The 23,640-nt window shown below is 71.5% G+C and carries 20 protein-coding genes; 11 read left to right on the forward strand and 9 right to left on the reverse strand.

Annotated elements, in window-relative coordinates; all coding sequences use genetic code 11:
* The first annotated feature begins 4 nt into the window (after positions 1–4).
* Positions 5–826 carry a TrmH family RNA methyltransferase gene (locus ADL15_RS12740; RefSeq protein WP_067688847.1) on the forward strand — a complete coding sequence of 274 codons (822 nt, stop codon included), beginning with the start codon at positions 5–7 and terminating at the stop codon, positions 824–826.
* Here the strand turns inward: ADL15_RS12740 and ADL15_RS12745 are convergent.
* Entirely contained in the window at positions 823–1,944 is a 1,122-nt protein-coding gene (locus tag ADL15_RS12745; protein ID WP_083971186.1) for an alpha/beta hydrolase, read from the reverse strand. The two genes, ADL15_RS12740 and ADL15_RS12745, sit on opposite strands and share 4 nt — an antisense overlap.
* Before the next feature lie 156 nt (positions 1,945–2,100).
* On the opposite strand from ADL15_RS12745, the gene ADL15_RS12750 reads away from it, so the two are divergent.
* The 3 genes from ADL15_RS12750 (at position 2,101) to ADL15_RS12760 (ending at position 7,269) form a co-directional block, all read left to right on the forward strand.
* Positions 2,101–3,123, forward strand: a complete 1,023-nt coding sequence (locus ADL15_RS12750) for a LacI family DNA-binding transcriptional regulator (RefSeq protein WP_067688853.1) — start codon at positions 2,101–2,103, stop codon at positions 3,121–3,123.
* Positions 3,124–3,241: 118 nt separating this feature from the next.
* Positions 3,242–5,095 (forward strand): ricin-type beta-trefoil lectin domain protein, encoded by a 1,854-nt coding sequence (locus ADL15_RS12755; RefSeq protein ID WP_067688856.1) that lies wholly within the window; start codon positions 3,242–3,244, stop codon positions 5,093–5,095.
* The gene (locus ADL15_RS12760) at positions 5,095–7,269 is read left to right on the forward strand and encodes a carbohydrate-binding protein (protein WP_067688859.1); all 2,175 of its coding nucleotides are present in this window, start codon (positions 5,095–5,097) and stop codon (positions 7,267–7,269) included. Before ADL15_RS12755 ends, ADL15_RS12760 begins: the two co-directional genes overlap by 1 nt.
* A gap of 277 nt (positions 7,270–7,546) precedes the next feature.
* Here the strand turns inward: ADL15_RS12760 and ADL15_RS12765 are convergent, their stop codons facing one another.
* Positions 7,547–8,185: a nuclear transport factor 2 family protein gene (locus tag ADL15_RS12765; protein ID WP_067688862.1), complete on the reverse strand. Its 639-nt coding sequence runs from the start codon at positions 8,183–8,185 to the stop codon at positions 7,547–7,549.
* A 150-nt stretch (positions 8,186–8,335) separates the two neighbouring features.
* Positions 8,336–9,511 carry a trans-sulfuration enzyme family protein gene (locus ADL15_RS12770; RefSeq protein ID WP_067688865.1) on the reverse strand — a complete coding sequence of 392 codons (1,176 nt, stop codon included), beginning with the start codon at positions 9,509–9,511 and terminating at the stop codon, positions 8,336–8,338.
* 64 nt (positions 9,512–9,575) lie between these two features.
* On the opposite strand from ADL15_RS12770, the gene ADL15_RS12775 reads away from it, so the two are divergent.
* Positions 9,576–11,054: an aminotransferase-like domain-containing protein gene (locus ADL15_RS12775; RefSeq protein WP_067688868.1), complete on the forward strand. Its 1,479-nt coding sequence runs from the start codon at positions 9,576–9,578 to the stop codon at positions 11,052–11,054.
* 86 nt (positions 11,055–11,140) lie between these two features.
* Here the strand turns inward: ADL15_RS12775 and ADL15_RS54125 are convergent, their stop codons facing one another.
* Positions 11,141–12,343 (reverse strand): hypothetical protein, encoded by a 1,203-nt coding sequence (locus tag ADL15_RS54125; RefSeq protein WP_067688871.1) that lies wholly within the window; start codon positions 12,341–12,343, stop codon positions 11,141–11,143.
* A 58-nt stretch (positions 12,344–12,401) separates the two neighbouring features.
* Between ADL15_RS54125 and ADL15_RS12785 the strand changes: the two genes are divergently transcribed.
* The 3 genes from ADL15_RS12785 to ADL15_RS12795 all read left to right on the forward strand — a co-directional run bounded on the left by ADL15_RS12785 (position 12,402) and on the right by ADL15_RS12795 (position 15,990).
* Positions 12,402–12,911 (forward strand): acyl-CoA thioesterase, encoded by a 510-nt coding sequence (locus ADL15_RS12785; protein ID WP_067688873.1) that lies wholly within the window; start codon positions 12,402–12,404, stop codon positions 12,909–12,911.
* Between the two features lie 49 nt (positions 12,912–12,960).
* Entirely contained in the window at positions 12,961–14,883 is a 1,923-nt protein-coding gene (locus ADL15_RS12790) for an acetoacetate--CoA ligase (protein ID WP_067689102.1), read from the forward strand.
* Between the two features lie 300 nt (positions 14,884–15,183).
* Positions 15,184–15,990 carry a glycoside hydrolase family 64 protein gene (locus tag ADL15_RS12795; RefSeq protein WP_067688876.1) on the forward strand — a complete coding sequence of 269 codons (807 nt, stop codon included), beginning with the start codon at positions 15,184–15,186 and terminating at the stop codon, positions 15,988–15,990.
* On the opposite strand, the gene ADL15_RS12800 is transcribed toward ADL15_RS12795, so the two are convergent.
* Entirely contained in the window at positions 15,987–16,721 is a 735-nt protein-coding gene (locus tag ADL15_RS12800) for a TIGR03089 family protein (protein ID WP_067688879.1), read from the reverse strand. The genes ADL15_RS12795 and ADL15_RS12800 overlap by 4 nt on opposite strands.
* A 229-nt stretch (positions 16,722–16,950) precedes the next feature.
* Here ADL15_RS12800 and ADL15_RS12805 point away from each other — a divergent pair, with 229 nt between their 5' ends.
* Both ADL15_RS12805 and ADL15_RS12810 read left to right on the forward strand, forming a co-directional pair.
* The gene (locus tag ADL15_RS12805; RefSeq protein ID WP_067688882.1) at positions 16,951–18,096 is read left to right on the forward strand and encodes a glycosyltransferase family 4 protein; all 1,146 of its coding nucleotides are present in this window, start codon (positions 16,951–16,953) and stop codon (positions 18,094–18,096) included.
* A gap of 22 nt (positions 18,097–18,118) precedes the next feature.
* Positions 18,119–19,237, forward strand: coding sequence for a mannose-1-phosphate guanylyltransferase (locus ADL15_RS12810; protein ID WP_394326931.1), 1,119 nt, complete (start codon positions 18,119–18,121; stop codon positions 19,235–19,237).
* 46 nt (positions 19,238–19,283) lie between these two features.
* On the opposite strand, the gene ADL15_RS12815 is transcribed toward ADL15_RS12810, so the two are convergent.
* The 4 genes from ADL15_RS12815 to cofD all read right to left on the reverse strand — a co-directional run bounded on the left by ADL15_RS12815 (position 19,284) and on the right by cofD (position 22,549).
* Complete coding sequence (locus ADL15_RS12815; protein WP_067688885.1) at positions 19,284–19,949, reverse strand: DUF4232 domain-containing protein; 666 nt, start codon at positions 19,947–19,949, stop codon at positions 19,284–19,286.
* Positions 19,950–20,019: 70 nt separating this feature from the next.
* Positions 20,020–20,574 carry an NUDIX hydrolase gene (locus ADL15_RS12820; protein WP_067688888.1) on the reverse strand — a complete coding sequence of 185 codons (555 nt, stop codon included), beginning with the start codon at positions 20,572–20,574 and terminating at the stop codon, positions 20,020–20,022.
* Positions 20,571–21,593 carry a coenzyme F420-0:L-glutamate ligase gene (locus tag ADL15_RS12825; RefSeq protein WP_067688891.1) on the reverse strand — a complete coding sequence of 341 codons (1,023 nt, stop codon included), beginning with the start codon at positions 21,591–21,593 and terminating at the stop codon, positions 20,571–20,573. The genes ADL15_RS12820 and ADL15_RS12825 overlap by 4 nt, the downstream gene beginning before the upstream one ends.
* A complete protein-coding gene (cofD, locus tag ADL15_RS12830) occupies positions 21,590–22,549 on the reverse strand; it encodes a 2-phospho-L-lactate transferase (RefSeq protein ID WP_067688894.1) in 960 nt (319 codons plus the stop codon). The genes ADL15_RS12825 and cofD overlap by 4 nt, the downstream gene beginning before the upstream one ends.
* 93 nt (positions 22,550–22,642) lie before the next feature.
* Here cofD and ADL15_RS12835 point away from each other — a divergent pair, with 93 nt between their 5' ends.
* Positions 22,643–23,557 carry a hypothetical protein gene (locus ADL15_RS12835; protein ID WP_067688897.1) on the forward strand — a complete coding sequence of 305 codons (915 nt, stop codon included), beginning with the start codon at positions 22,643–22,645 and terminating at the stop codon, positions 23,555–23,557.
* Positions 23,558–23,640: the final 83 nt, after the last annotated feature.

Below are 23,640 nucleotides of genomic sequence, written 5' to 3' on the forward strand. Positions count from 1 at the left end.
GCGAATGGGCAGGACATTGCGGATCAGCGCTCGGAACGCCACCTTCCAGCAGTGGCAGGCGCTGCTCGCCAACCGCACCAAGCGGCACCGGGCCGGTGAGTTCCTGGTCCAGGGCGTCCGCCCGATCAGCCAGGCGCTCGAGCACGGCTGGCCGGTGCACGCGCTGCTGCTCGACGACACCCGGCGGCTCTCCGACTGGGGCCGCGACGTGCTCGACCGGACACCGGACGCGGCCCGGTTCTCGCTCAGCGAGGAGCTGATGCACGAGCTGGGCGGCAAGGACGAGGAGGTGCCCGAGCTGCTCGCCGTGGTCGGGATGGCGGCCGACGACGTGACCCGGGCGGTGCGTCACCAGCCGGACCTGCTGACCCTGGTCTTCGACCGGCCGACCAACCCGGCCAACGTCGGCGCGCTGATCCGGTCGGCGGACGCGTTCGGCGCCACCGGCCTGGTGATCACCGGGCACGCGGCCGACCCGTACGACCCGAAGGCCGTGCGGGCCAGCACCGGGTCACTGTTCGCGCTGCCCGTGGTGCAGGTCGCCAGCCATCGCGAGGTGGTCGACGAGGTGATCGCGCTGCGCCGCGCGGGACTGCCGGTGGAGATCCTCGGCAGCGACGAGGGCGGCGACGTCGACCTGGCCGCGCATGACCTCACCGGGCCGAAGGTGATCGCGATCGGGAACGAGACCCGCGGGCTGAGCGGCGCGTGGCGGGCCGCCTGCGACCAGATCCTGCGGATCCCGATGGCCGGCGCCGCCAGCTCGCTGAACGCGTCCGTGGCCGGCACCGTCGTCCTCTACGAGGCCGCCCGCCAGCGGACCTAGGCGCCGAGCAACCGGCCGCGGGAGGAGCGCTGCTCGGCGGCCGCCCCGCTGAGGCTGGTGGCGAGCTGATCCGGGTTCGCCGCGCCGCCGCTGACCCCGCCGGCCGCGGCCGGTACCGGCGTGCCGATGCTGATCTGGGCCATCGCGGACAGGGCTGACGTGCCTGCCTCGAAATAGCCGTCGTGGCCGGTCACGTCGCCGGCGGGCAGTGGCAGCGCGCCGAACGCCGGGTCGATCGGCAGCCGGCCGTGCCCGAGACCGAACACCCGGATCCCGGGCAGTTTGCGGGTCCAGTCGTCCGGCGCGCTGCCCGCCCAGACCCGGGTGGCGCCGCCCAGTGCCGCGCGGTCGCCGACACCCATGCCCGGGCTGCCGATCGCCACGATGTCGGTGACCTGCTCGGGCAGGTGCGCGGCGGCGCGACCGGCGACGATCGACCCGTAGCTGTGCCCGATCACCACGATCTCCCGGTCCGGCCGGTCCGCCACCAGGCCGTCGGCGAACCGCTCCAGCGCGAGGGCGCCGGCCGCGGCCCGGTCCTCGCGGAGCGCGGCCCGGCGGACGCCCTCCGGCGGGTCGTAGCCCAGCCAGGCGATCACCGCGACCCGGGCGGCCGGCTCGGCGGCCCGGATCCGCTGGTAGAGCTGTTTTGCCTGCCAGGCCGGGGCGCGGCGCTCGACGTGGCCGAGCCCGGTGTCGAAGTTGGCCAGCGTGTCGTCCACGCCGGGGATCAGGATCGCCACCCGCCGCGCGGTGGCCAGGTCGCCGAGCACCTCGACGATCCGGCCGTCGCCGCGCCGGTCCAGAGCCATGATCTGCCGGCCGGCGAACTCCCCGCTGCGGTTCGCGGCATAGCGCAGCCGCAGCGGGACGCCGTCCAGGTTGCCGATCACGCCCGGGTGGTCGCGGGCCAGCCGGTCCGCCTCGGCCGGCGGGAGGGCCGCGAAGAACGCGGCGACCTGTGCCGGGCTGGCGGTCATCGGGTCCGGCAGGCCCCGCGGGTCGGCCCGCCACGCCGCGGCCCCGGCGGGTGCGGTGGCGATCGCCTCGGTCGGCCCGAACAGCCACACCGCAGGCAGTGCGAGCAGCACGGCCGTAACAATCCACAAGCGACTCATGGTTCCCCTCCCGCGCCGATGTCCGGTCTGCGGGAAAGGTAGGAAGACGGCCTGCTGCCGGTCGTCAATCCGTGGCGGGAGTTCGCGGGTAGTACCGCGGGACTACCGGGTCACCCTGCGGTAGGGTACGAAAAGATCCTGGTCTATGCTTTATGCGTGAAACAAGGCGATGAAACAAGAGTCACCGTACGCGATCTCGCCGCCCGCACCGGCCTCTCCATCGCCACCGTCTCCCGGGTGCTCAACGACCGCGCCAACGTCGCGCCGGACACCCGCGACAAGGTGCTGCGGGCGATGCACACGCTGGGCGGCCGGGCGCCGCGCCGGCGGGGTGCCCGGTCACAGGCGGCCGGCGTCTTCGTGCGCTGCCCGTACGTGCTGACCGACTACTTCGGACTGATCGTCTCCGCGGTGGCCGAGGCGCTCGAGCCGCACGGCCTGCACGTGATCCTGAACGCCGGCACCGCCGCGCAGCAGGCCCGGGTGCTGCCCACCCTGCCGGAGCGCCGGGACGTGGCCGGCGCGGTGTTGATCCTGCCGCCCGAGCCGGGTGCCGACCTGGTCCGGCTGCGCGACCGCGGCTTCCCGTTCGTGCTGGTCGACCCGCGGATCTCGCCGCCGCGCGACGTGGCAGCGGTCTCCGCCGCGCACTTCGCCGGCGCCCGCGCGCTGACCGCGCACCTGATCGAGCTGGGTCACCGCCGGATCGGCATCATCGGCGGCCCGCGGGACTGGCTGGCCAGCGACAACCGTTTCCACGGCTACCTCGCGCCGCTGGCCGAGGCGGGCGTGCTGCACGCGCCGGAGCTGACCCGGTTCGTGGCCGAGCCGACCACCGCGCTGGGTCACCGGGCCGCCGCCGAGCTGCTCGACCTGCCGGAGCGGCCGACCGCGCTGCTGGCGTTCAACGACAAGATGGCGGTCGGCGCGCTGCGGGCGGCCGCCGAGCGGGGCCTGCGGGTGCCGCAGGACCTGTCGGTGGCCGGTTTCGACGACATAGATCTCGGCTCGGCCTGTGACCCGATGCTGACCACGGTGCGGCAGCCGCTCGGCGAGATGGGCCGGATGGCGGTGCACCTGCTGCTCCGGATGCTCGGCGGGCACCGGCTGGACGCGTTGCACCTGGAGCTCGGCACGGAACTCGTGGTGCGCGGCTCGACCGGCCCGGCGCCTGCTTGACGTGTTTCACGGTTCCGGAACCGAAACGACTCATCCGGAACCCCCTACTCATTGACTGACGTATTTGGCAAAGGTTTCCTTCCTGTTACGCCATCCCCTTCCCTCGAGGGAGTCAGTCATGCGCAAGACCCTGCTCGCCGCCGCGGTTCTGGCCGGCAGCGTGCTCTACGCGCCGGCCGCGCTCGCCGCCGGCGAGGCTGTCAACGTCTACCTCACCACCACATCGGACAGTGCCGGCCGCACTGTCACCCGCGGGCTGCAGCAGCAGGCGGCCGTCGCGTTCGGCCCGGCCGGCGGCAGCGCCGGCACCACCATCAACGTCAACGAGGCCACCGGCTACCAGACCTTCGAGGGCGGTGGCGCCTCGATCACCGACACCACCGCGTACCTGATGCGGGGCGGCCCGATCAGCGCGGCCACCCGGGACGCCGTGATGAGCAAGTTGTTCAGCCCCACGAACGGCATCGGGCTCTCGTTCGTCCGCAACCCGATCGGCGCGTCCGACCTGTCCCGGCCCGGCAACGTCTCGCTCGACGACACCTGCTGCGACCTGAACGACTTCGGCGCCAGCGGCTACGACACGAACGTCCGGCTGCTCACCCAGCAGGCCAAGCAGCTCAACCCGGCCCTGCGGGTGATGGGCGTGCCGTGGAGCGCGCCGGGCTGGATGAAGGACAACGGCCGGATGGACCAGATGGGCTGGCTGAAGTTCGAGAACTACCCGACCTACGCGCAGTACCTGGTCAAGTACATCCAGAGCTACCAGGCGGCCGGCATCCCGGTCGACTACCTGTCGGTGCAGAACGAGCCGAACTGCTGCCAGGCCGGCAACCCGACCGCGATGAACTACCCCGGCATGAGCTGGAACCCGTCCGGCCTGGTGGAGTTCACCAAGAACTACATGTACCCGGCGCTGCGCTCGGCCGGGATCAACACCAAGGTGCTGGTCCACGACTGGAACTACGGCGACTACGCCAGCTTCGGCTCCGGCATCCTCAACGACGCCGGGATCCGCAGTGACCCGCTGTTCGGCGGGATCGCCTGGCACGGGTACGGCGGCAGCCCGACCATCGGCACCGACGTGCACAACCAGTACCCGGCCGTGAAGCAGTTCGAGACCGAGCACTCCGGCGGCACCTGGATCGGCAATCAGCAGAACGAGGACATGAACAACATCATCGACTACACCCGGAACTGGGGCAGCTCGGTGGTCAAGTGGAGCCTCGGCGTCAACCAGAGCATGGGCCCGCACAACGGCGGCTGCGGCACCTGCACCGGCTTCATCACCGTGCAGGAGGGCGGCGCCCGGGCCGGCCAGGTCGACTACACCGTCGAGTACTACACGATGGGGCACCTGACCAAGTTCGTGAAGCCGGGCGCGGTCCGGATCGACACCAACGCCACCAGCGCGGTGCCGAACGTGGCCTGGAAGAACCCGGACGGCTCGAAGGCGCTGATCGCGCACAACGGCGGCACGTCCAGCCAGTCGGTCCGGGTCAACTGGTCCGGCCAGTCGTTCACCTACACCCTGCCGGCCCGGACCACGGCGACGTTCACCTGGTCGGGCAGCACCGGCACCCCGCCGCAGACCGGCGGCACGATCACCGGGCTCGGCGGCAAGTGCGCGGACGTGGCCGGCGGCGTCACCACCAACGGGACCGCGGTCCAGCTCTACACGTGCAACGGCTCGACCGCGCAGCAGTGGACCCGGGCATCGGACGGGACGCTGCGTTCGCTCGGCAAGTGCCTGGACATCGTCGGGCCGAGCACCGCGGACGGCACGCTCGCCCACCTCTGGGACTGCCACACCGGCACCTCGCAGCAGTGGACCTATGACAGCGCGTCGCAGCACCTGGTCAACACGTACTCCGGGAAATGTCTCGACGTGAAGGACAACGCCTCGGCGGACGGAACCCGCCTTCAGGTGTGGACGTGTGGCACCGGCGCCAACCAGAAGTGGGTGCTCAACTGATGCTGTTGCTCAAACCGCTCGTCGCGGCCGCGCTGGCCGCCGGCTCCCTGGGCGTGCCCTCCTCGCACCCGGCGCCGATCGTCACCGGCACCTATTCGGCGGGCACCGCGCAGTGGCAGTCACTGCCGTCGACCCGGCTCACCAGCTCGGCCAAGACCGCGGACGCCACCGTGGTGATCGACCCGAGCCGGACCGAGCAGACGTACTCCGGGATCGGCTTCTCGATCGACGAGACCGCGGTGTCGAACCTGTGGAAGCTCACCCCGGCCGAGCGGGACCGGGCGATCCGGCTGCTGGCCGACCCGCGGACCGGCGCCGGCCTTGACCGCTTCCGGCTCACCATCGGCAGCCCCGACCTGATCGAGCACCTGCCGTTCTGGTCCTATGACGACCTGCCGGCCGGCGTCACCGAGGACTGGCAGCTCAAACACTTCTCCATCCAGCGCGACATCGACCTGCACATCGTCGACACGATCAAGCTGATCCAGAAGTACAACCCGAAGGCCACCTTCTTCGCGTCCGCGTGGAGCGCGCCGGCCTGGATGAAGACCAACAACAAGTTCCTCGGCGAGGTCGCCCTCAAGCCCGGCAGCACGACCGATTATTACCAGGCCGGCAAGCTGCGCGACGACTGCATCGAGGTCTTCGCCAGGTATTACGTGAAGTACCTGCAGGCGTACGCCCGGCACGGCATCAAGGTCGACGCGATCACGCTGCTCAACGAGCCGGGGATGGACGTGGTCTACCCGGCCATGGACATCAGCGTCGAGCAGCAGCAGAAGCTGTCGGTCGCGATCAAGCGGGAGTTCCGCAAGGCCGGGGTGCGCGCCGACCTCTACGTCCACGACTTCAACTTCTGGGACTGGCGCGACCCGAACAGCACCGCGACCAAGAACTACTACCGGGTGCTCAACGACCCGAAGGCCGCGGCGGCCGCCGACGCGATCGCCTTCCACCCGTACTGGGGTGACCCGGCGGTGATGCGCGACGCCTATCAGCAGACCGGCAAGCCGGTGCACATGACCGAGACCAGCGATCTGTCGCCGGCCACCGTGCTGTCCTACTTCCGGCTGGACGCCAGCTCCTACATCCTCTGGGCGCAGGCCACCGACCAGGACGGCGGCACGCTGCACTGGACCGGCGAGCGCAACAACGACGTCGACTGGGACGAGGTCGCCCGCACCAGCAAATGGCCGGACCGCCTTGTCAAGGTCAACACCACCACCAAGACCTTTTCGGTACGAGGTGAGCTCTACCAGCTCGGCCAGTTCGCCAAGTACCTCACCCCGAAGCACGTCCGGGTGGAGTCCAGCGCCACCGACAACGGCGTGACGAGTGTGGTGTTCCGCGACCACGACGACTACGTCGCGATCCTCGGCAACGCCAACCCGGCGGCGACCTCCGTGCGGGTGCTCACCGGAGCCCGCTCGTTCACCACGACCGTGCCGGCCGGGGCATTTGCCACGTATCGCTGGACGGGCGACAAGCCGGACGCGCGGCACAACCACGCCCCGCGTCTCGCCGGCGTTCCGGACGTGACCGCCGACCAGTACGGCACGACCCGGGTCCGGCTGCGCGCCACCGACGCCGACCGGGACCGGCTGGTCTTCTACGCCACCGACCTGCCGGCCGGCGCCCGCCTCGACGCGACCACCGGTGTGGTCACGCTGAACCCGCTCGCCGCCGGTGCCCAGCAGTTCACCGTCGCGGTCACCGACGGGAAGGCGCACGCGGAGACGACGGTGCACGTGACGGTCCGGCCGCACGGCGCGCCGGTCGGCGCCGTCGTGGAGGCCGAGGGGTACACCGCGCAGCACGGCTGGACCGAGGGCGGCGGGAACTTCGTCGAGAGCAACGCGGCGGCCAGCGGCGGCCGCAACATCGGCTGGACCGCCGCCGGGAACTGGCTGTCCTACCGCGTCGAGGTGCCGGCCGGGACGTACCGCCTGCAGTTGCGGGTGGCGAACGGCAGCGGCGCCGAGGCGACCGGGGCGATCTCGATCCGGGACGCGTCAGGTGCGGTGTTGTCATCCGTTTCGGTTCCGGCCACCGGGGGATGGGGCACGTACCAAACGGTCGAGACGCCCGTCTCGCTGGCTGATGGTGATCAGTTGGTTACGGTCTACTGTGAAACCGGTGGGTTCAACCTGGACTACCTAAGGCTGACTGTGTAGGGGCGGTCATCCGCCGGGCTGCCGGAGGCGTGCCACAAGTTCGCCTTCGGCAGCGTCGGACACCGGCACGGGTCTTCCGTGACCACCCACGGACGTCGCCCCGGAGGGTTTCGCGTTCGGGACGCGCCAGCGGCCTGCGAAGCCCGCAGGGGTCCCGGCGGGAGCGGCGGTCTGTACCCCGGCGGACGCACGTACCCCGGCGGACGCACGACATCATGAATTTGATCTTGATGGTGATCGGTTGGTGCCGCCGGCCAGAACGGCACCAACCGCCGGATCAGCTCTTCGCGACCGGGCAGCCGCCGGTGAGGCTGCCGAGGAACGCGTTCGGGTCGTAGTAGTGCTCGACCTCGAGCAGTTTCAGGTCGTCGTTGACCTTGGCGACGCTCATGCCGAACATCTCGATGGTCTTCCCGTTCGGCTTGTGGCCGTGGTATTCGCCGTCGAACGAGCCCCAGTGCCGCCATTTGAAGGCGATCACCGGCGGCGGGCTGAGCACCTGCAGCACCTCCCAGTAGAAGCCGTTCGGGAAAGCGCCGTGGAAGACGTCGTGCTGCCCGTCGAACGATTCGGCCTGGTAGAACGGGCTGTCACCGATCAGGACGTTGTAGCTGCCCTGGTCGGCGATGTCCTGAGAGGACGCCCAGCCGCCGCCGTTGACGTTGGTGCGGAAGTGCTCGGAGACCATCGAGACCCAGGTCGCGGGTTCCTGCTTGTGCGAGACCTCCATCTCGAAGACCTGCACGAGGGACTCGACGATGGCCTCGAGTGAGCTCGGGGCGTGGTCCGTGGTGCGCTGCCCGGGCATCACGGTGTGCGACAAGTGGTAGTCAGGCGTGCCGTGCCGGAACTCGGACGGATCGGCGGCCTCGATCACGGCGGAGCGGCCCTGCAGCCACAACGGCGTCTCAGACAATGTGGTCCTTCCAGCGAGGGGGCGAGGGGCCTCCCAGCGCGTTGCTTCTTGGTTACCCCCCGTAGTCCAAAAGCGTGACCACGATATCCACGTTGGACCGATCGCAAAAGACCGCATTGGTTAACAACAATTTGCAGAACGTCATAGGCATTAACGAACGACTACATCCAGCGCCTGTTCCAGGTCTGCCACCAGGTCGTCCGGGTGCTCGATGCCAATGGCGATTCGGATGGTTCCGGGGCTTAGGTGCGATTCTTGTAGTTGCTCCGGAGTCAATTGCCGATGCGTGGTGCTCGCCGGATGCAGGATCAGGGAACCGGTGCTGCCCAGTGACGCGGCGGCCCGGATGACCCGGAGCCGGCTCATCAGGCGGACCCCGGCGTCGTGACCGCCGGCCAGGTCGAAGCAGAACGCCCCCGGGAAACCACTGACAAAACCGGCGGCCACCGCGTGACTCAGGTGCGCCGGATCGCCGGGCCAGCGCACCGCCGCGACCGCGGGATGGCCGGCCAGCCAGCCGGCGACCCGGGCCACGTTCGCGGCGTGCCGTTCCATGCGCAGGGCGAGAGTGTGCAGGCCACGGATGGTCAGCCAGGCCGCGAACGGGTCGGCTGTCGCCCCGAACTCGACAGCGTGCTCCCAGAGCTTCTCGTAGCGGGCCCGGTCGGTGAAGACCGCGAGGCCGCCCGTCACATCGGAGTGGCCGCCCAGGAACTTGGTCGCCGAGTGCACGACCACGTCGGCGCCGTGCTCGATCGGCCGGCAGAAGATCGGCGTGGCGAACGTGTTGTCGACGACGGTCAGCACCCCGGCCGCGCGGGCGATCGGCGCCAGCGCGGGCAGGTCGCTGACGTGGCCGGTCGGGTTGGCGACCGTCTCCAGGTAGAGGACCCGGGTGCGCGGGGTCAGCGCGGCGCGGAGCTCTTCCGGGTCGTGCCCGCCGATCCGGGTCACCTGGACGCCGAACCGGTTCGCCAGGTCCTGGAGCTGCGCGTGGGTGCCGCCGTAGACGTCGCGCTGGGCGATCACGTGATCGCCGGTACCGAGCAGGCCGTTCAGCAGCATGGTGATGGCGCCCATGCCGGACGAGGTGGCGATCGCGGCGGCGCCACCCTCCAAGTCGGCGACCGCGTTCTCCAGCGCGCGGACCGTGGGGTTGGCGAACCGCGAGTAGGCGTACGCGCGGTCCGGGTGGTGCAGGCCGTCGGCAATCAGCTCCGGATCGTCGAACGCGAACGACGACGTCTGGTAGATCGGCACGGACAGCGGCACACTCCCGTCCGGCACCGGCGCGGAGATGTGGACCATGCGGGTTTCGGGATGCATGCCACCGATGCTCCGCGCCCGGACCGCCCGGGGACAGAGCCATTGCCGATATATTGGTCCGTTGATGAGTCCAATACCGCCCGCGGAGCTCGCCGCCCGCCTCGGCCGCTGGTCGGCCGGCCGCGGCCCGCTCTACCTGCTGCTCGCCGGTCGCCTCCGGGCCCTGATCGACGACGGTGACCTGCCGCCCGGCACCGGGCTGCCCACCGACCGGGCCCTCGCCGCGGGGCTCTCCGCCGGGCGGACCACCGTTGTCGCCGCGTATGACCTGCTGCGCCAGGAAGGCCGGCTGGTCCGGCGGCAGGGCAGCGGCACCTGGGTGGCCGGGTCGCCGCCCGGATCACTGCACGCGACCGAGCCGACCGTGAACCCGGTCTTCCTGCACCTGCTCGACCCGCCCGACCACGTCGCGCAGTTCGCCTGCGCCGGGCCGACCGCGGCGCCACCGGCGATCATCGCGGCCTATCGGACCGCGCTCGAGGGTCTCGGCGGTCCTGACCTCGGCTACCACCCGGCCGGTCACCCACGGTTGCGGGACGCGCTGGCTGCCCGGTACACCGCGCGTGGGGTGCCCACCACGGCCGGGCAGATCCTGGTCACCACGGGCGGTCAGCAGGCGTTGGCGCTGCTGGCCCGGGCGCTCGTCGCGCCCGGCGCGGAGGTGCTGGTCCAGGCGCCGACGTACCCCGGGGCGTTGGAGATCTTCCGCGAGTCGGCGGCGGCTTTGCGACCGGTCCCGACCGATTTCGAGGGGTACGAGGGGGAGCTCGCGCGGCGCCCCGCGATGGCCTATCTGATCGCACTGTGTCACAACCCGACGGGTCGCAGCCTGCCCTCCCCGGAGCGCCGGGCGATCGTGGCAGCAGCCGTGGCCGAGGGCGTCCCCCTGATCGTCGACGACGTGCTGGCGGAACTGTCCTTCCCGGCCCCCGCAGCCTCGTCGGCCCCCGCGCCCGCGCCTTTCGTGCCGGATGCCGTGCCCACCGCGGCGTTCGCGCCGGGCGCTGATGAGCTGATCACCGTGGGGTCGCTGAGCAAGCTGGTCTGGGGCGGACTGCGGATCGGCTGGGTGCGGGCGCAGCCGGCGCTGATCGGTCGCCTCGGCCGGCTCAAGGCGGTCAACGACCTGGGCAGCGGCGTGCTCGACCAGCTCGCCGCGGCAGAACTGCTCACCGACCTGGACACGCTGATCGCCGAGCGCGCCGGAGTGCTCGCCGCCCGGCACGATCATCTCTGCACTGAGCTGCGGAAACACCTGCCGGACTGGCAGTTCGAGCCGGCCGGCGGCGGGCAGACCCTCTGGGTACGGCTGCCCTACGGCGACGCCGCCTCCTACGCACAGGCCGCGCTGCGGCAGGGTGTCGCGGTGCTGCCCGGCGGTTCGCTGGACCCGTCCGGCGGGAGCGGCGGCCACCTGCGGATCCCGTTCGTCGCGGAGCCTGCGGTGTTGACCGCCGGGGTGCAGGCGATGGCCGAGGCCTGGCGCGGCTTCACCGCCCGGTCACCAGCCACCCCACCACCGCTCCCCGCCATCGCCGTCTGACCCCCGCCAGGCCCGAAGCGCACCGCAACTCCCCACGCTGCCCGGTCAGCGAGCGTGTGTGGGGAGTTTGGGTGCGGAGCGCGCCGTTACTTCACACGCTGGGTGGGGATTTTGGTGTGTTCGCTGGGCGGGGTGACCAGGGCTACCGCGGAGAGCACCTCGGTCTCCTCGTCTCCCGGCTTCTGGCTTGCCGGGGTGGGGCCGGCCGCCGGCTGGAGCGGGATCGCCACGGTCCGGTCGGCGTCGTTCGAGGGGGTTTCGGCAGCACTTTTTCCGGCGTTTGCGGTGATAGCTGAATTGGCGGTAATGCCGGATTTATTAGAATTGGGTGCTTCGGGAGTGCGGGAAGTCGGCCCACCGAGGACGGTGGTCTGCTCCTCGTCAGAACTCCGAGCCGCGACGGCCGGGGCCGCCGGGATCGAGACGGCGGTGGCCGGGACCGGGGCGGCGGTGGCCGGGGCTGCGACGGCCGGGGTCGCCGGGACCGAGGCGGCAGGAGCCGGGACCGAGGCGGCAGGAGCCGGGACCGAGGCGGCAGGAGCCGGGGCGGCGGTGGCCGGGGCCGCGGTGGCCGGGGCGGCGGTGGCCGCGGGGGCAGGTGCCAGGGGTGCCGTGGGCTCGGCGGGGGCCAGGACGGCCGTGGGCTCGGCGTGCGTCAGGGGTGCCGTCGGCTCGGCGGCCGGCGTACGGAGCAATTGGGTGCGGTCGGCGGAAGCCGAAGGCGACGCGGCCTGCGCCGGGATAGCGACCGTGAGCTCGGCCGCCTGACGCGGCGGCACCTGCTGCCCGGTCCGCAGCACCGTCGTCCGCTCGGCGGCGATGGAGTCGCCGGCGACCTTGGCCGATCCGCGGAACCGGCCGATCTCGCCGATGATCGGCAGCACCGGCGGCTCGTAGCGGGCCCAGCGGCGGGCGCTCAGCGCGGTGCAGAGCAGGGGCACCGCGAGCAGCGCGGCCAGGCCGTAGCCCGGGCGGCTCAGGTCGAAGTCGGCCTTGACCACGTCCGGCGACCAGATCCCGGCGTACGACTCCGGCGCGGTCCACGCCCAGTACGTCACACCCAGGTATGCCGCTCCGGCCAGGGTCGGCCCGGCCGGCGAGATCGGCGTGAACGCCATGATCGCGTGCAGGATGCCGGCGAAGACCAGGAGCAGCAGGCCGCTCAGCGACTCGGCGGTGAACAGGTCCCGCCCGCGGCTGACGAGGTCGTGGGTGAAACCGACACCGGCCAGCACCCAGATGGCGGGCGCGAGCACGAGCGCGTAGAGGATCGACCGGAGGTGGCGCATGATCCGGCAGGCTACTCCGGCCCGGCAACGACCGCTAAGCGCGTCGTAATGTGCCGGCATGGACGAACAGCTCACGGGACGACCCATCGCACACAGCCGCGTCACGCTCAGCAAGATCATGACAGCGATCGACGTGAATCTGTACGGAACGGTGCATGGCGGCGTGCTGATGAAGTTCGTCGACGACGTGGCCGGCGCGGCGGCCGCCCGGCACAGCGGTGGCACCGCGGTCACCGCCGCGATCGACGAGATCGTGTTCCTGGAGCCGGTCCGGGTCGGTGACCTGGTCCACGCGTATGCGCAGGTCAACTGGACCGGCAAGAGCTCGATGGAGGTCGGCGTGAAGCTGGCCGCGGAACGCTGGGACGTGTTCGGCGCGCCGCCGCTCCCGGTGGCCACCGCGTACCTGGTGTTCGTGGCGGTGGATGTGGCCGGCCACCCGCGCCAGGTCCCGCCTGTGGTGATGACCGACATGGACGACCAGCGCCGCTTCAAGGAAGCTTTGATCCGTCGTGACCATCGTCTCGCGAGGCGCGCCGCCATCCAGCGCGCCCGGGCCGAGCAGTGACGTCCGCGACCGACTGAATGAACGTTAGGGTGAGCGCATGACGGTGACGATGGGCACAGTCCTCTGGGAGCCGCCGGCGAACGTCCGGGAGACGTCCCGGATCGGCGACTATCTCGAGTGGCTGCGGCGCGAACGCGGGCTGACCTTCCCGGACTACGCGGCGCTGTGGGAGTGGTCGGTCACCGACCTGTCCTCGTTCTGGGAGTCCATCTGGGAGTACTTCGGCGTGGTCGCGCACCACGCGCCGGTCACGGTGCTGGACAGCCCGGAGATGCCCGGCGCGCGCTGGTTCCCCGGCGCCACGCTCAACTACGCCGAGAACGTGCTCCGGATGCCCGGCATCGGTGACGACGAGCCGGTCGTCCTGGCGTACTCCCAAAGCCGCGAACCGATCACCCTGACCGCGCGGCAGCTCCGTGAGCAGGTGCGGCGCGTGCGTGCCGGGCTGAAGGCCCGCGGTGTGGAGAGGGGCGACCGGGTCGTGGCCTACGCGCCGAACATCCCGGAGACCTACGTCCTGATGCTGGCCACCGCGAGCCTCGGCGCGACGTTCTCGTCCTGCGCGCCGGAGTTCGGGTCCCGCAGCGTGATCGACCGCTGGAGCCAGATCGAGCCGAAGGTGCTGGTTGCGGTCGACGGCTACCGGTACGGCGACAAGCCGATCGACAGGTCCCAGGAGATCGTGGCGATCACGTCAGCGCTGCCGTCCGTCGATCACGTCATCACCATCGGATACCTCAACGGTGGTGGCGACTGGGACGAGCTGGACGGCGACGACGAGCTGGCCTTCGAGCCGGTGCCCTTCGACCACCCGCTCTACGTGCTCTACAGCTCCGGTACCACCGGGCTGCCCAAGCCGATCGTGCACGGCCACGGCGGGATCCTGCTGGAGCACCTGAAGATCCTCGCGCTGCACCACGACCTCGGCCCGTCCGACCGGTTCTTCTGGTTCACCACCACCGGCTGGATGATGTGGAACTACCTGGCCAGCGGCCCGGCCGTCGGCGCGGCGATCGTGATGTTCGACGGCAATCCGGGCTGGCCCGACCTGTCCACCCTCTGGGACCTCGTCGACACCGCCGGGATCACGTATTTCGGCACGTCAGCGCCGTTCCTGATGGCCTGCCGCAAGGCCGGTCTGACACCGGGCAAGCGGCTCAAGGGGGTCGGCTCGACCGGCGCGCCGCTGCCCGCCGAGGGCTACGCGTGGGTCTACCAGGCGGTCGGCCGCGACCTGCAGCTGGTGTCGCTCTCCGGCGGCACCGACGTGTGCACCGGGTTCGTCGGCGGCGCGCCGATGCTGCCGGTCCGCGCCGGGGTGATCTCCGGCCGCAGCCTGGGCGCCCGGGTGGAGGCACTGGACAGCGCGGGCAAGCCGGTCATCGGCGAGCTGGGCGAGCTGGTGATCACCGCGCCGATGCCGAGCATGCCGGTCGGCTTCTGGGGCGACGTCGACGGCTCGCGCTACCGCGAGGCGTATTTCGACGTCTTCCCGGGCGTCTGGCGGCACGGCGACTGGATCACCATCAGCGAGGACGGCAGCTGTGTGATCACCGGCCGGTCGGACGCCACGCTGAACCGGGGCGGGGTGCGGCTGGGCACCTCGGAGTTCTACTCGGTGGTGGAGAGCCTGCCCGAGGTCGCCGACGCGCTGGTGGTGCACCTGGACCTGCCCGACGACCCGAACGGCGAGCTGTTGCTGTTCGTGGTCCCGGCCGAGGGGGTCGAGGTCGACGACGCGATGCGCGCGCGGATCGCCCGGGAGCTGCGCGCGTCACTGTCGCCGCGGCACATTCCCGACAAGATCTATTCGGTACGGGCGGTGCCCCGGACGCTGTCCGGCAAGAAGCTCGAAGTCCCGGTGAAGCGGATCCTGACCGGCACCCCGGTGGAGTCGGCTGCCGCCAAGGGGGCGCTGGCCAACCCGGAGTCGCTCACCGCGTTCGCCGAGTTGGCCGCGGAGCGGGGATAACACAAACCCGCGGGCAGTGCTCGTCACGTTGACCGTCGATGGGCGCCCGGCCACGCTGGCCGGGTGCCCATGCTGTCTGCTCGCTGGCTGCCGGCCGTCGCCGTTCTCCTGACGGTCGCCGGCTGTGCCCCGTCGCCGGCCCCGTCCCCTGCCGCCGCTCCGTCTTTTGTCGCCGGGCCGGGCCCGGTCGCTCCCTCGGCCGAGACGCCGTCGGTCCTGCCCTCCGCGACGAAGCCCGCTGCGCCGAAGCCCGCTGCGCCGAAGCCCGCTGCGCCGAAGCCCTCTGCGACGAAGCCCTCGGTGAAGCGGAAGCCCGCTTCCTTCTGGGGCGACACCTCGGGCATCCCGAAGGCGAAGAACGTGCTGACCGTCAAGGTCCTGAACCGCACGAACGGCGCCTACCCGGACAGCAAGGTGTTCTGGACCTTCGACGGGCGGACCCGGTCCATCGCGCAGCAGCCCTACCTGGACATGCCGGCCAACTCGTCCGGCCGGATGTACTTCCACCTCGGCTCGCCGACCGGCAAGTACGCCGACTTCATCGAGTTCACCGTGGGGCCGGACCAGTTCAACGGCAACACCACCCGGGTCGACGCGTTCGTCCTCAAGATCGCGATGCGGCTGCACGCCGCGGACGGCTTCGACCAGGCGGTAGGGGAGAAGCCGGCACTGTTCAGCGAGTCGCGGGCGGCCACCTTCGCCAGGTTCCGGGCCGCCGTGCCGGCCGAATTCGATCACCTGGCCCAGGGCACCGACAAGATCCTCTCGCCGGGCGGGGACCCGGAGTTCCGGCCCGGCGGTACCTACGCGGACTACTACGCCGGCTACACGAACGCCGCCACCAGCGCGGAGATCCTCGGGTGCAGCGGGCCGCTCGGCGGCGACCCGGACCGGTGTGCCGCGCTGAACCGGCACGTCACCACGGCGCAGGCGAACAAGCCGGGTGCGTACTACCGGAGCGCGCCGGCGAACTTCTACGCGAAGTTCTGGCACGACAACGCGATCGACGGCCGGGCCTACGGATTTCCGTACGACGACGTGAACTCCCAGTCGACGTACGTCTCCCACGCAGACCCGGCCTACCTGCTGGTGGCCGTCGGGTACTAGGCCAGGACCAGGCTGACCTTCTCGGCGGTGGCCCGGTCGTCGAGCTTGTCGTGGTCGAGGTTCGCGCAGAGCACCACCGACGCGCCCGCGGCCAGCGGCGCGAGCAGCCAGTCGACCGGGTCCGGGTGGACCGTCACGTCGATCAGCACCCGGTCGCCGGCGCCGAAGCCGAGCTGGCTGGCCCGGTCGTCGGCGGCGGCCAGCGCGTCCAGGTGGCTCATCTCGATCGGCCCGGCGAACGCCCGGTCGGCGGGCGCCACCGGCTCGCCCCGGAAGTGGTCGCCGTAGTTGCGGACCTCGGTCACGTAGTCCGCGTACCCGGCCGGCAGCTCGCGCAGCGGCATGGCGAGCGGGAGCAGGCCGGTGACGTACCGGTCGGTGGTGGGCCAGGCGGCGGCCCGTTCCACCCGGTCCGGGCTGGTGAACAGCGCCTCCACCGGCTGCGCGTCACCGCCGAGATCGGCCAGGTCGACGGCGAGTCCGGCGGCCGACACGCCGAGCAGGATCGCGGCGGTCTGCCAGTGCGGCGGCAGGAGCAGCGAGACGGCGTCGCCGTGCCCCAGGCCGATGCCGTCGACCAGCAGGTTCGCCGTCTTCGACACCCAGTTGTCAAGTGTCGCGCCGGAAAGTTCGGCGCGGTCGCCGGTGGCGTCGTCGTACCAGGTGAGCAGGGGGGCGGCCGGGTCGCGCCGGACCGCCTCGGCGAGTGCCTGCGGAATCGTGGTCTTCATCGTCCCTCACCCTAGGTGGGTCACTGTCCGTGATTGGATCGGCACATCTTTCCGGCGTCGATTACGGCAACGTACGGCAACCACCGGCGTCGCGGACACTTTCCCGAAGCGTTCCGGGCGTACCCTCGCAGGTGTACGCCGGCACCCCCGCGGCGTTGAAGTTCGACAGCCGCATCAGTACCTGTTCCACAGCAGCATCGGTACGTCAGAGACGCCAAGGAGATGCCTCGTGACCCCCGGTCGCCCCCCGCGAGTGCTGGTCGACGCCACTAGTGTCCCCGCGGACAGAGGTGGTGTCGGCAGATATGTCGACGGATTGCTCGGCGCCGTCGGCGCCCTGGGCCCCGAGCGTCTGGACCTGGCCGTGGTGGCCCAGCGTTCGGATGCGGAGCGTTACCGCCGGATGCTTCCGGACGCTGAAGTGCTCGCCGGCCCCGCGGCGATCGTGCACCGGCCGGCCCGGCTCGCCTGGGAGCAGACCGGCTTGCCGCTGCTGGCCCAGCAGGTCGGCGCGCAGGTGCTGCACTCGCCGTTCTACACCTGCCCGCTGCGGGCGAGTTGTCCGGTCACGGTCACCGTGCACGACGCGACGTTCTTCACCGAGCCGGAGCACTACGACAACACCAAGCGGACCTTCTTCCGCAGCGCGATCAAGACCTCGATGCGCCGGGCCGCCCGGGTGATCGTGCCCAGCAAGGCCACCCGCGACGAGCTGATCCGGCTGCTGGACGCCGACCCGACCCGGATCGACGTGGCCTATCACGGCGTCGACCAGGACGCGTTCCACATGCCGACCGAGGGGGAGAAGGCCCGGGTGCGGGCGCGTCTCGGCCTCGGCGACTCCGGGTATGTCGCGTTCCTCGGCGCCAAGGAGCCCCGCAAGAACGTGCCGAACCTGATCCGCGGCTGGGCCCGCGCGGTGGCCGACTGGCCGAACCCGCCGGCCCTGGTGATCGCCGGTGGGCAGGGGCACGACGACGACATCGAGCGGGCGGTCGCCGAGGTGCCGTCGCACCTGCGCCTGCTGCGCCCGGGTTACCTGCGCTACGCCGACCTGCCCGGTTTCCTCGGTGGCGCGCTGGTGGCCTGCTACCCCTCCTTCGGCGAGGGGTTCGGCCTGCCGATCCTGGAGGCGATGGCCTGTGGCGCCCCGGTGCTCACCACGCCCCGGCTCTCGCTGCCCGAGGTCGGCGGCGACGCCGTGGCGTACACCACCGAGACGCCCGAGCGGATCGCCGAGGACCTGGCCGATCTCCTGCACGACGAGCCGCGGCGGCAGACCCTGGCCAAGGCGGGCTTCGACCGGGCCAAGGAGTTCACCTGGGAGTCCAGCGCGGAGGTACATGTAACAACGTGGACTCGGGTCGCGGTTTGATCATCTAATAGACTCTCCGCGCATGAGCGACGAACAGAGTGTGCTGTACGGAGTGGTGCTGGCGGGCGGCACCGGAACCCGTCTGTGGCCACTGTCCCGCGCCGGTCATCCCAAGTTTCTGCACCCCCTGACCGGGACCGAGGCCTCCCTGCTGCAGGCCACCGTGGATCGGTTGGACACCTTGACCACCGCCGATCACGTCTTCGTGGTGACCGGTGTGGCGCACGCCGCGGCGGTCTCCCGGCAGCTCGCCGCGGTGCCGGTCGAGAACGTCCTGGTCGAGCCGTCGCCGCGGGACTCCTGCGCGGCGATCGCGCTGGCCGCCGCCGTGATCGCCCGCCGTGATCCCGAGGCGATCATGGGTTCGTTCGCGTCGGACCACCTGATCGCGAACAAGGACGAGTTCGCGAACGTGATCCGCAAGGCGATGGCCGGTGCCAAGGACGGCCTGCTGATGACCCTGGGCATCACGCCCACCCGTCCCGAGACCGGGTACGGCTACCTGCAGTGCGGCGGCACGGTCGGCGCCGGCCCGGCGCGGCGGGTCGAGGAGTTCAAGGAGAAGCCCTCGTACGAGGTCGCCGAGTCGTACATCAAATCCGGCAACTACCTGTGGAACGCCGGCATGTTCGTCTGGCGGGTCGACGTCTTCCTCGCCGAGCTGGCCCGGCAGCAGCCGCAGCTGGCCGCCGGGGTCAGCCGGATCGCGGCGGTCTGGGGCACCGTGGAGCAGGAGGAGGTGCTCGGCGAGGTCTGGCCGACCCTGCCGCGCATCTCGGTGGACTACGCGGTGATGGAGGGCGCGGCCACGGTCGGCCGGGTCGGCACCGTCCCGGGTGACTTCGGCTGGAACGACGTCGGCGACTTCCACACCCTCGGCGAGGTGCTCACCGCCGACGCGGCCGGCAACGTGGTGGTCGGCCATGACGGTGAGGTGGAGCGGCCGATGGTGCTGCTGCGCGACACCGAGAACCTGGTCGTGGTGCCCGGCTCGGGCCGGCTGGTGGCCGCCATGGGCGTCCGGGACCTGGTCATCGTGGACACCGCGGACGCCGTGCTGATCTGCCCGCGGGAGCGCGCGCAGGAGGTCAAGCAGCTCGTCGACCAGCTCAAGGAGCTCGGCCAGCACGGCTACATCTGATCGTTCGTCCGGTGCGGGCCGCGGGTGGCGGCCCCCACCGGGCCGGTCACCAGGCGACGACGCCCTGGCGGCTGGGCTGCAGCGTGCCGATCGTCAGCGACTTCATGGTGATCCCGCTGCGCTCGCCGGCCGGGAAGCCCTCCAGCTCGGCGACCGGGCCGTCGGTGGACGCCTCGAGGTTGTACCGCAGCGTGTTGCCCACCCCGCAGCTCGCGTCGCCCTTGTCGCACGTGGTCCAGGTGAACCCGGCGAACGCCGAGGTACCCGGCTTGACGGTGAACGCCTCGGCCGGTCCCGGCTGCGGGACCTTCCTGGTCGGCACCGGCACCACCTCGTCGGCCGCGTTGACCAGCGAGATCGCCACCCAGCCGTCCAGCGTGCAGGTGGCCTTGCCGGTGTTGGTGAGGGTCACCAACCCCTTCTGGAGGGTGTCGCCGCCGTCGGACTGTGCGGTCACCGTGGTCTTCATGTCCGCGCTGGTGCAGGCGGACGCCTCGGTGCCGCCAGTGGTGGCGGTGCCGGCGGGCTTCGTGGTGTTCGCGGGCTTCGTGGTGCTCGCGGTCGTGGTCGCGGCCGGGCTGCCGGTCGCGGAGGCCGCTGCGGTGGGCTGAGCGGCCGGCGTGGCGGTGCTGGAGCACCCGGCCACCGAGCCGATCAGGACCAGGGCCGGAACGGCGATCATCAGGGCCCGGGTACGCATGTCACTGTTCACGAGGTAGATCCTCGGACATCCGCCGACGCCCCGGTCTGCCCGCCGTCCCGGTCGGCACGATCGGGGTAGATCACCCCAGCCGGGCACGCGCCGGGGCGATCTGCTGCACCACACCGCCGGCCAGCGGGCTCGGCAGCTCGTCCGGCGCGAACCAGGCCAGGTCGGCCGACTCGTCGCTGATCTGCTCGACCGAGCCGGCCGGGGCGCGCAGCAGGAACCGTACGTCGTAGTGCACCGACGGCTCGGCCGGCGCACCGTCGGCCGGCCCGCAGCGCACCTCGTGGATGTCGATGTCGATCGGCTCCGGGTCGAGGATCAGCCCGTTGATGCCGGACTCCTCGGTGCCCTCGCGCAGCGCTGCGGCGGCCAGGGTCTCGTCGCCGGCCTCGCAGTGCCCGCCGAGCTGCATCCACATCCCGAGCCGGCCGTGCAGGCAGAGCAGCACCCGGCCGGCGTCGTCCACGATGAACGCGCTGGCCGTGACGTGCCCGGCCCGGTGTGCCCGGGTCATCGCGACCGGGCCGTCGGCGAGCAGGCCGAGCGTGCGCTTGCGGGCCGTCTCGGCGGCCTCCGACGTGGCGGTCCAGCCGGTCAGCACCCGGACGGCGTCTTCATAAAGGCTCATGCGGTGCCTCCGAGGCTCAGGGTCACGCCGTCGTCGTCGACGGTCAGGACGGTGGCCACGCCCTCGGCGGCCAGCGCCACGCGTACCCGATGGGTGTCGGTCCCCAACCGCAGGAGATCGGCGGATCCGGCGCCGGCGGGGGTGAGGCGCAGCGTGCCGGCGCCCGCGGTGATCCCGGTGCCCGGCGTGAGGACGCCGGTGACCAGCGTCAGTGCCCGGTCGACGGCCGCCTGGTCCGCGACACCCGCAACCGCGTCCGGGAGGCGGGCCGCGTCACGCAGGCCCTCGGCGCGGGCCTCGGCGGTGCCCAGGCTGAACATGTCGCTCGCGGTGTCCCGGATCAGCACGGACGCGCCGGCCCGGTCGTCGGCCTCCGGCCGGGCATAGCCGCGCACCACCGCGACCGGCACCCGGTCGCGTTTGCCCTTGACCAGGTCGGCGGCGGCGGACAACTCGTCGACCACGGCCATCTGGGTCAGGCTCAGTTCATTTCCGTACGGATCGATCTCGCCCCGGTGATCGCGCAGCGCGGCGATGCCGGCTGCGCCCAGTGCCACGTCGGTCAGCCCGTTGCGCCAGGCCCGGCCCATCGTGTCGGAGACGATCACGGCGACGTCCCGTCCGCGGGCGGCGAACCCGGCACGCAGCGCCCGGGCCGACGCGTCCGGGTCGGCGGGCAGCAGCACCAGGTGGGTCTTGTCCACGTTCGACGCGTCGATGCCGCCCGCGGCCATCACGAAACCGTGGTGGGTCTGCACGATCGTGGTCGGCCCGCGGCGGGCCACCACCCGGGCGGTCTCCGAGGCCAGCGCGCGGTCCCGGGCCTCGTCGCGCTCCGGTCCGTCGGCGGGCACCTCGACCAGGCGGCCCTCCGCCTTCGACACGATCTTGCTGGTCACCACCAGCACGTCGCCGTCGGCGAGCCAGGGCGCCGCGTTGGTGATCAGCTCGGCCAGGTCGTCGCCGGCCGTGACGTCGCCGATGCCGCGGACCGGCAGGATCTGCAGGCCGTCGCTCATCGGGCGACCTTCGCCAGATCCAGCGCGTCGGCGACCATCCGGACGGTCAGCGTCTCGTCCTTCATCCACAGCGGCACCGCGCGGGTGGTCACCCCGCTGATCTCGACGCCGGCGTCCGACGAGTCGACGAGCCAGCCGTCGAGCAGGCCACCGTCGGCGCGCGGGCCGTACATCCGGCCGACGCCGGCCGCGCTCACCTCGACCTCCAGGGTGGCCAGGCACTTGTCGGCCATGCCCCGGACCGGCGCGCCGCCGATGATCGGGGAGACCCCGACGACCGGCGCGGAGCCGCTGGCGAGGGCCTCGCGGATCGCCGGCACGGCCAGGATCGGCGCGATGCTGACCACCGGGTTGCTCGGGGCCAGCAGGATCACGTCGGCCTGGCCGAGCGCGTCCAGCACGCCGGCGGCCGGCTTGGCATTCTCCGCGCCGCGGAAGACGAACCGGTGGGTCGGCACCTCGCCGCGGTAGCGCACCCACCACTCCTGGAAGTGGATGGCCTTGCGCTCGCCGTCGACGTCGACCACGACGTGCGTCTCCAGGCGGTCGTCGGTGGCCGGCAGCATTCCGATGCCCGGCTGCCAGCGCTCGCACAGCGCGGCGGTGACCGCGGAGAGCGGGTACCCGGCGTTCAGCATGGTGGTGCGGACCAGGTGGGTGGCGGTGTCCTTGTCGCCGAGGCCGAACCAGGACGGCTCGACGGCGTACTTGGCCAGCTCCTCCTTGACCACCCAGCTCTCGCCGACCCGGCCCCAGCCGCGTTCCGGGTCGGCCGCCCCGCCCAGCGTGTACATCACGCTGTCCAGGTCCGGGCAGATCTGCAACCCGTGCATCCGGACGTCGTCGCCGACGTTCACCACTGCTGTGACTTCGGCGCCGATGGCGCGCGCGTGCTCACGCACGCCGACGAGGAACCGGGCGCCGCCGATACCCCCGGTGAGGACCACGATCCGCATCAGCCCATCCTCTCCCACACGCGTCGTAGGGCCGGTTGCCGGGTAGCGGTTTACTCTGAGCGCACCTCGATCACCGTACGTCCAGGAGTAACCGTGACCAGTCCAACGTCGCCCACGCCGGCAGACGGCAAGCCGATCGGCCAGTACCTGACGCCGCTGCGTGACCTCGCGGCGTACGTCCTGGTCGGCGCGCCCGCTGTGTTCCTGCTGATAGCCGTGATCAACCTGATCGGCGACAACTTCGACGCCCGCACCGCGGCCAGTTTCGACAACTTCATCAGTCTCCCGACGATCCTGATGCCGCTGGCAGCCGTGGTGCTGGCGCTCGGGATCACGCCGAAGCACCCCAAGGCCCGGCTGATCGCGCTGGCCGCGGTCGTCGAGTACGCCGTGGCCGGTTTCTTCGGCATCATCTTCGGCCTGCTCTTCGGAGTGATCAACATCGCGTCGTACGACGCCGGCAGCGCGTTCAAGACGCTGCTCGTCGAGCTGGCCTGGCTGGCCGTCTACGGCGTGGCGGCGTACGCCATGCTGCAGATCTGGCGCGGCGTCTACATGGTGCCCAAGCCGCAGGCCCCGCCCGGCGTCTACGGCCAGCCGCAGTACGGCCAGCCCCAGCAGTACGGCCAGCAGCCCCAGTACGGCCAGCCCTACGGTCAGCAGCCCCCGCCCTACGGCCAGCCCGCGCCGTTCGGTGCGCCGCAGCCCGGCACGTACGGCCAGCCCCCGGTCCCGCCCGCCGCGCCGCCGTCCTACCCGGCCGGCACGTACGGCCAGCCGCCGGTGCAGCCGGCCCCGCCGGCCCAGCCGGGCTGGAACCAGCCGCCGGTCACCGCGCCGCCGCTGAGCACCCCGCCGGTCCCGCCGGCACCGGCCGCGCCGGCCACCCCGTTCTCGGACGCCACCCAGGTGGTCCGGGACGAGCCGGAGCCGATCGACCGGACCACCAAGATGCCGGACGACCGCCCCGGTTTCGGCCCCGCGGACACGGACCCGCCGCGGCAGTGAGCACCTCTGCGGCCGGGCTCTCGCACACGCGGGAGTCCGGCCGGTTTTATTCCCGTGTCCCATGACACTCGGCGGTCCTGTGG

It is taken from the genome of Actinoplanes awajinensis subsp. mycoplanecinus, assembly GCF_001509495.1.
GTDB classification, from domain to species: Bacteria; Actinomycetota; Actinomycetes; order Mycobacteriales; family Micromonosporaceae; genus Actinoplanes; species Actinoplanes palleronii.

Bases quoted from the DNA above. Each gene is read 5' to 3' on its own strand.
- ADL15_RS12740 (WP_067688847.1), top strand. From the start codon at position 5: ATGGGCAGGACATTGCGGATCAGCGCTCGGAACGCCACCTTCCAGCAG.
- ADL15_RS12745 (WP_083971186.1), bottom strand. From the start codon at position 1,944: ATGAGTCGCTTGTGGATTGTTACGGCCGTGCTGCTCGCACTGCCTGCG.
- ADL15_RS12755 (WP_067688856.1), top strand. From the start codon at position 3,242: ATGCGCAAGACCCTGCTCGCCGCCGCGGTTCTGGCCGGCAGCGTGCTC.
- ADL15_RS12760 (WP_067688859.1), top strand. From the start codon at position 5,095: ATGCTGTTGCTCAAACCGCTCGTCGCGGCCGCGCTGGCCGCCGGCTCC.
- ADL15_RS12770 (WP_067688865.1), bottom strand. From the start codon at position 9,511: ATGCATCCCGAAACCCGCATGGTCCACATCTCCGCGCCGGTGCCGGAC.
- ADL15_RS12775 (WP_067688868.1), top strand. From the start codon at position 9,576: ATGAGTCCAATACCGCCCGCGGAGCTCGCCGCCCGCCTCGGCCGCTGG.
- ADL15_RS54125 (WP_067688871.1), bottom strand. From the start codon at position 12,343: ATGCGCCACCTCCGGTCGATCCTCTACGCGCTCGTGCTCGCGCCCGCC.
- ADL15_RS12785 (WP_067688873.1), top strand. From the start codon at position 12,402: ATGGACGAACAGCTCACGGGACGACCCATCGCACACAGCCGCGTCACG.
- ADL15_RS12790 (WP_067689102.1), top strand. From the start codon at position 12,961: ATGGGCACAGTCCTCTGGGAGCCGCCGGCGAACGTCCGGGAGACGTCC.
- ADL15_RS12800 (WP_067688879.1), bottom strand. From the start codon at position 16,721: ATGAAGACCACGATTCCGCAGGCACTCGCCGAGGCGGTCCGGCGCGAC.
- ADL15_RS12810 (WP_394326931.1), top strand. From the start codon at position 18,119: ATGAGCGACGAACAGAGTGTGCTGTACGGAGTGGTGCTGGCGGGCGGC.
- ADL15_RS12820 (WP_067688888.1), bottom strand. From the start codon at position 20,574: ATGAGCCTTTATGAAGACGCCGTCCGGGTGCTGACCGGCTGGACCGCC.
- ADL15_RS12825 (WP_067688891.1), bottom strand. From the start codon at position 21,593: ATGAGCGACGGCCTGCAGATCCTGCCGGTCCGCGGCATCGGCGACGTC.
- cofD (WP_067688894.1), bottom strand. From the start codon at position 22,549: ATGCGGATCGTGGTCCTCACCGGGGGTATCGGCGGCGCCCGGTTCCTC.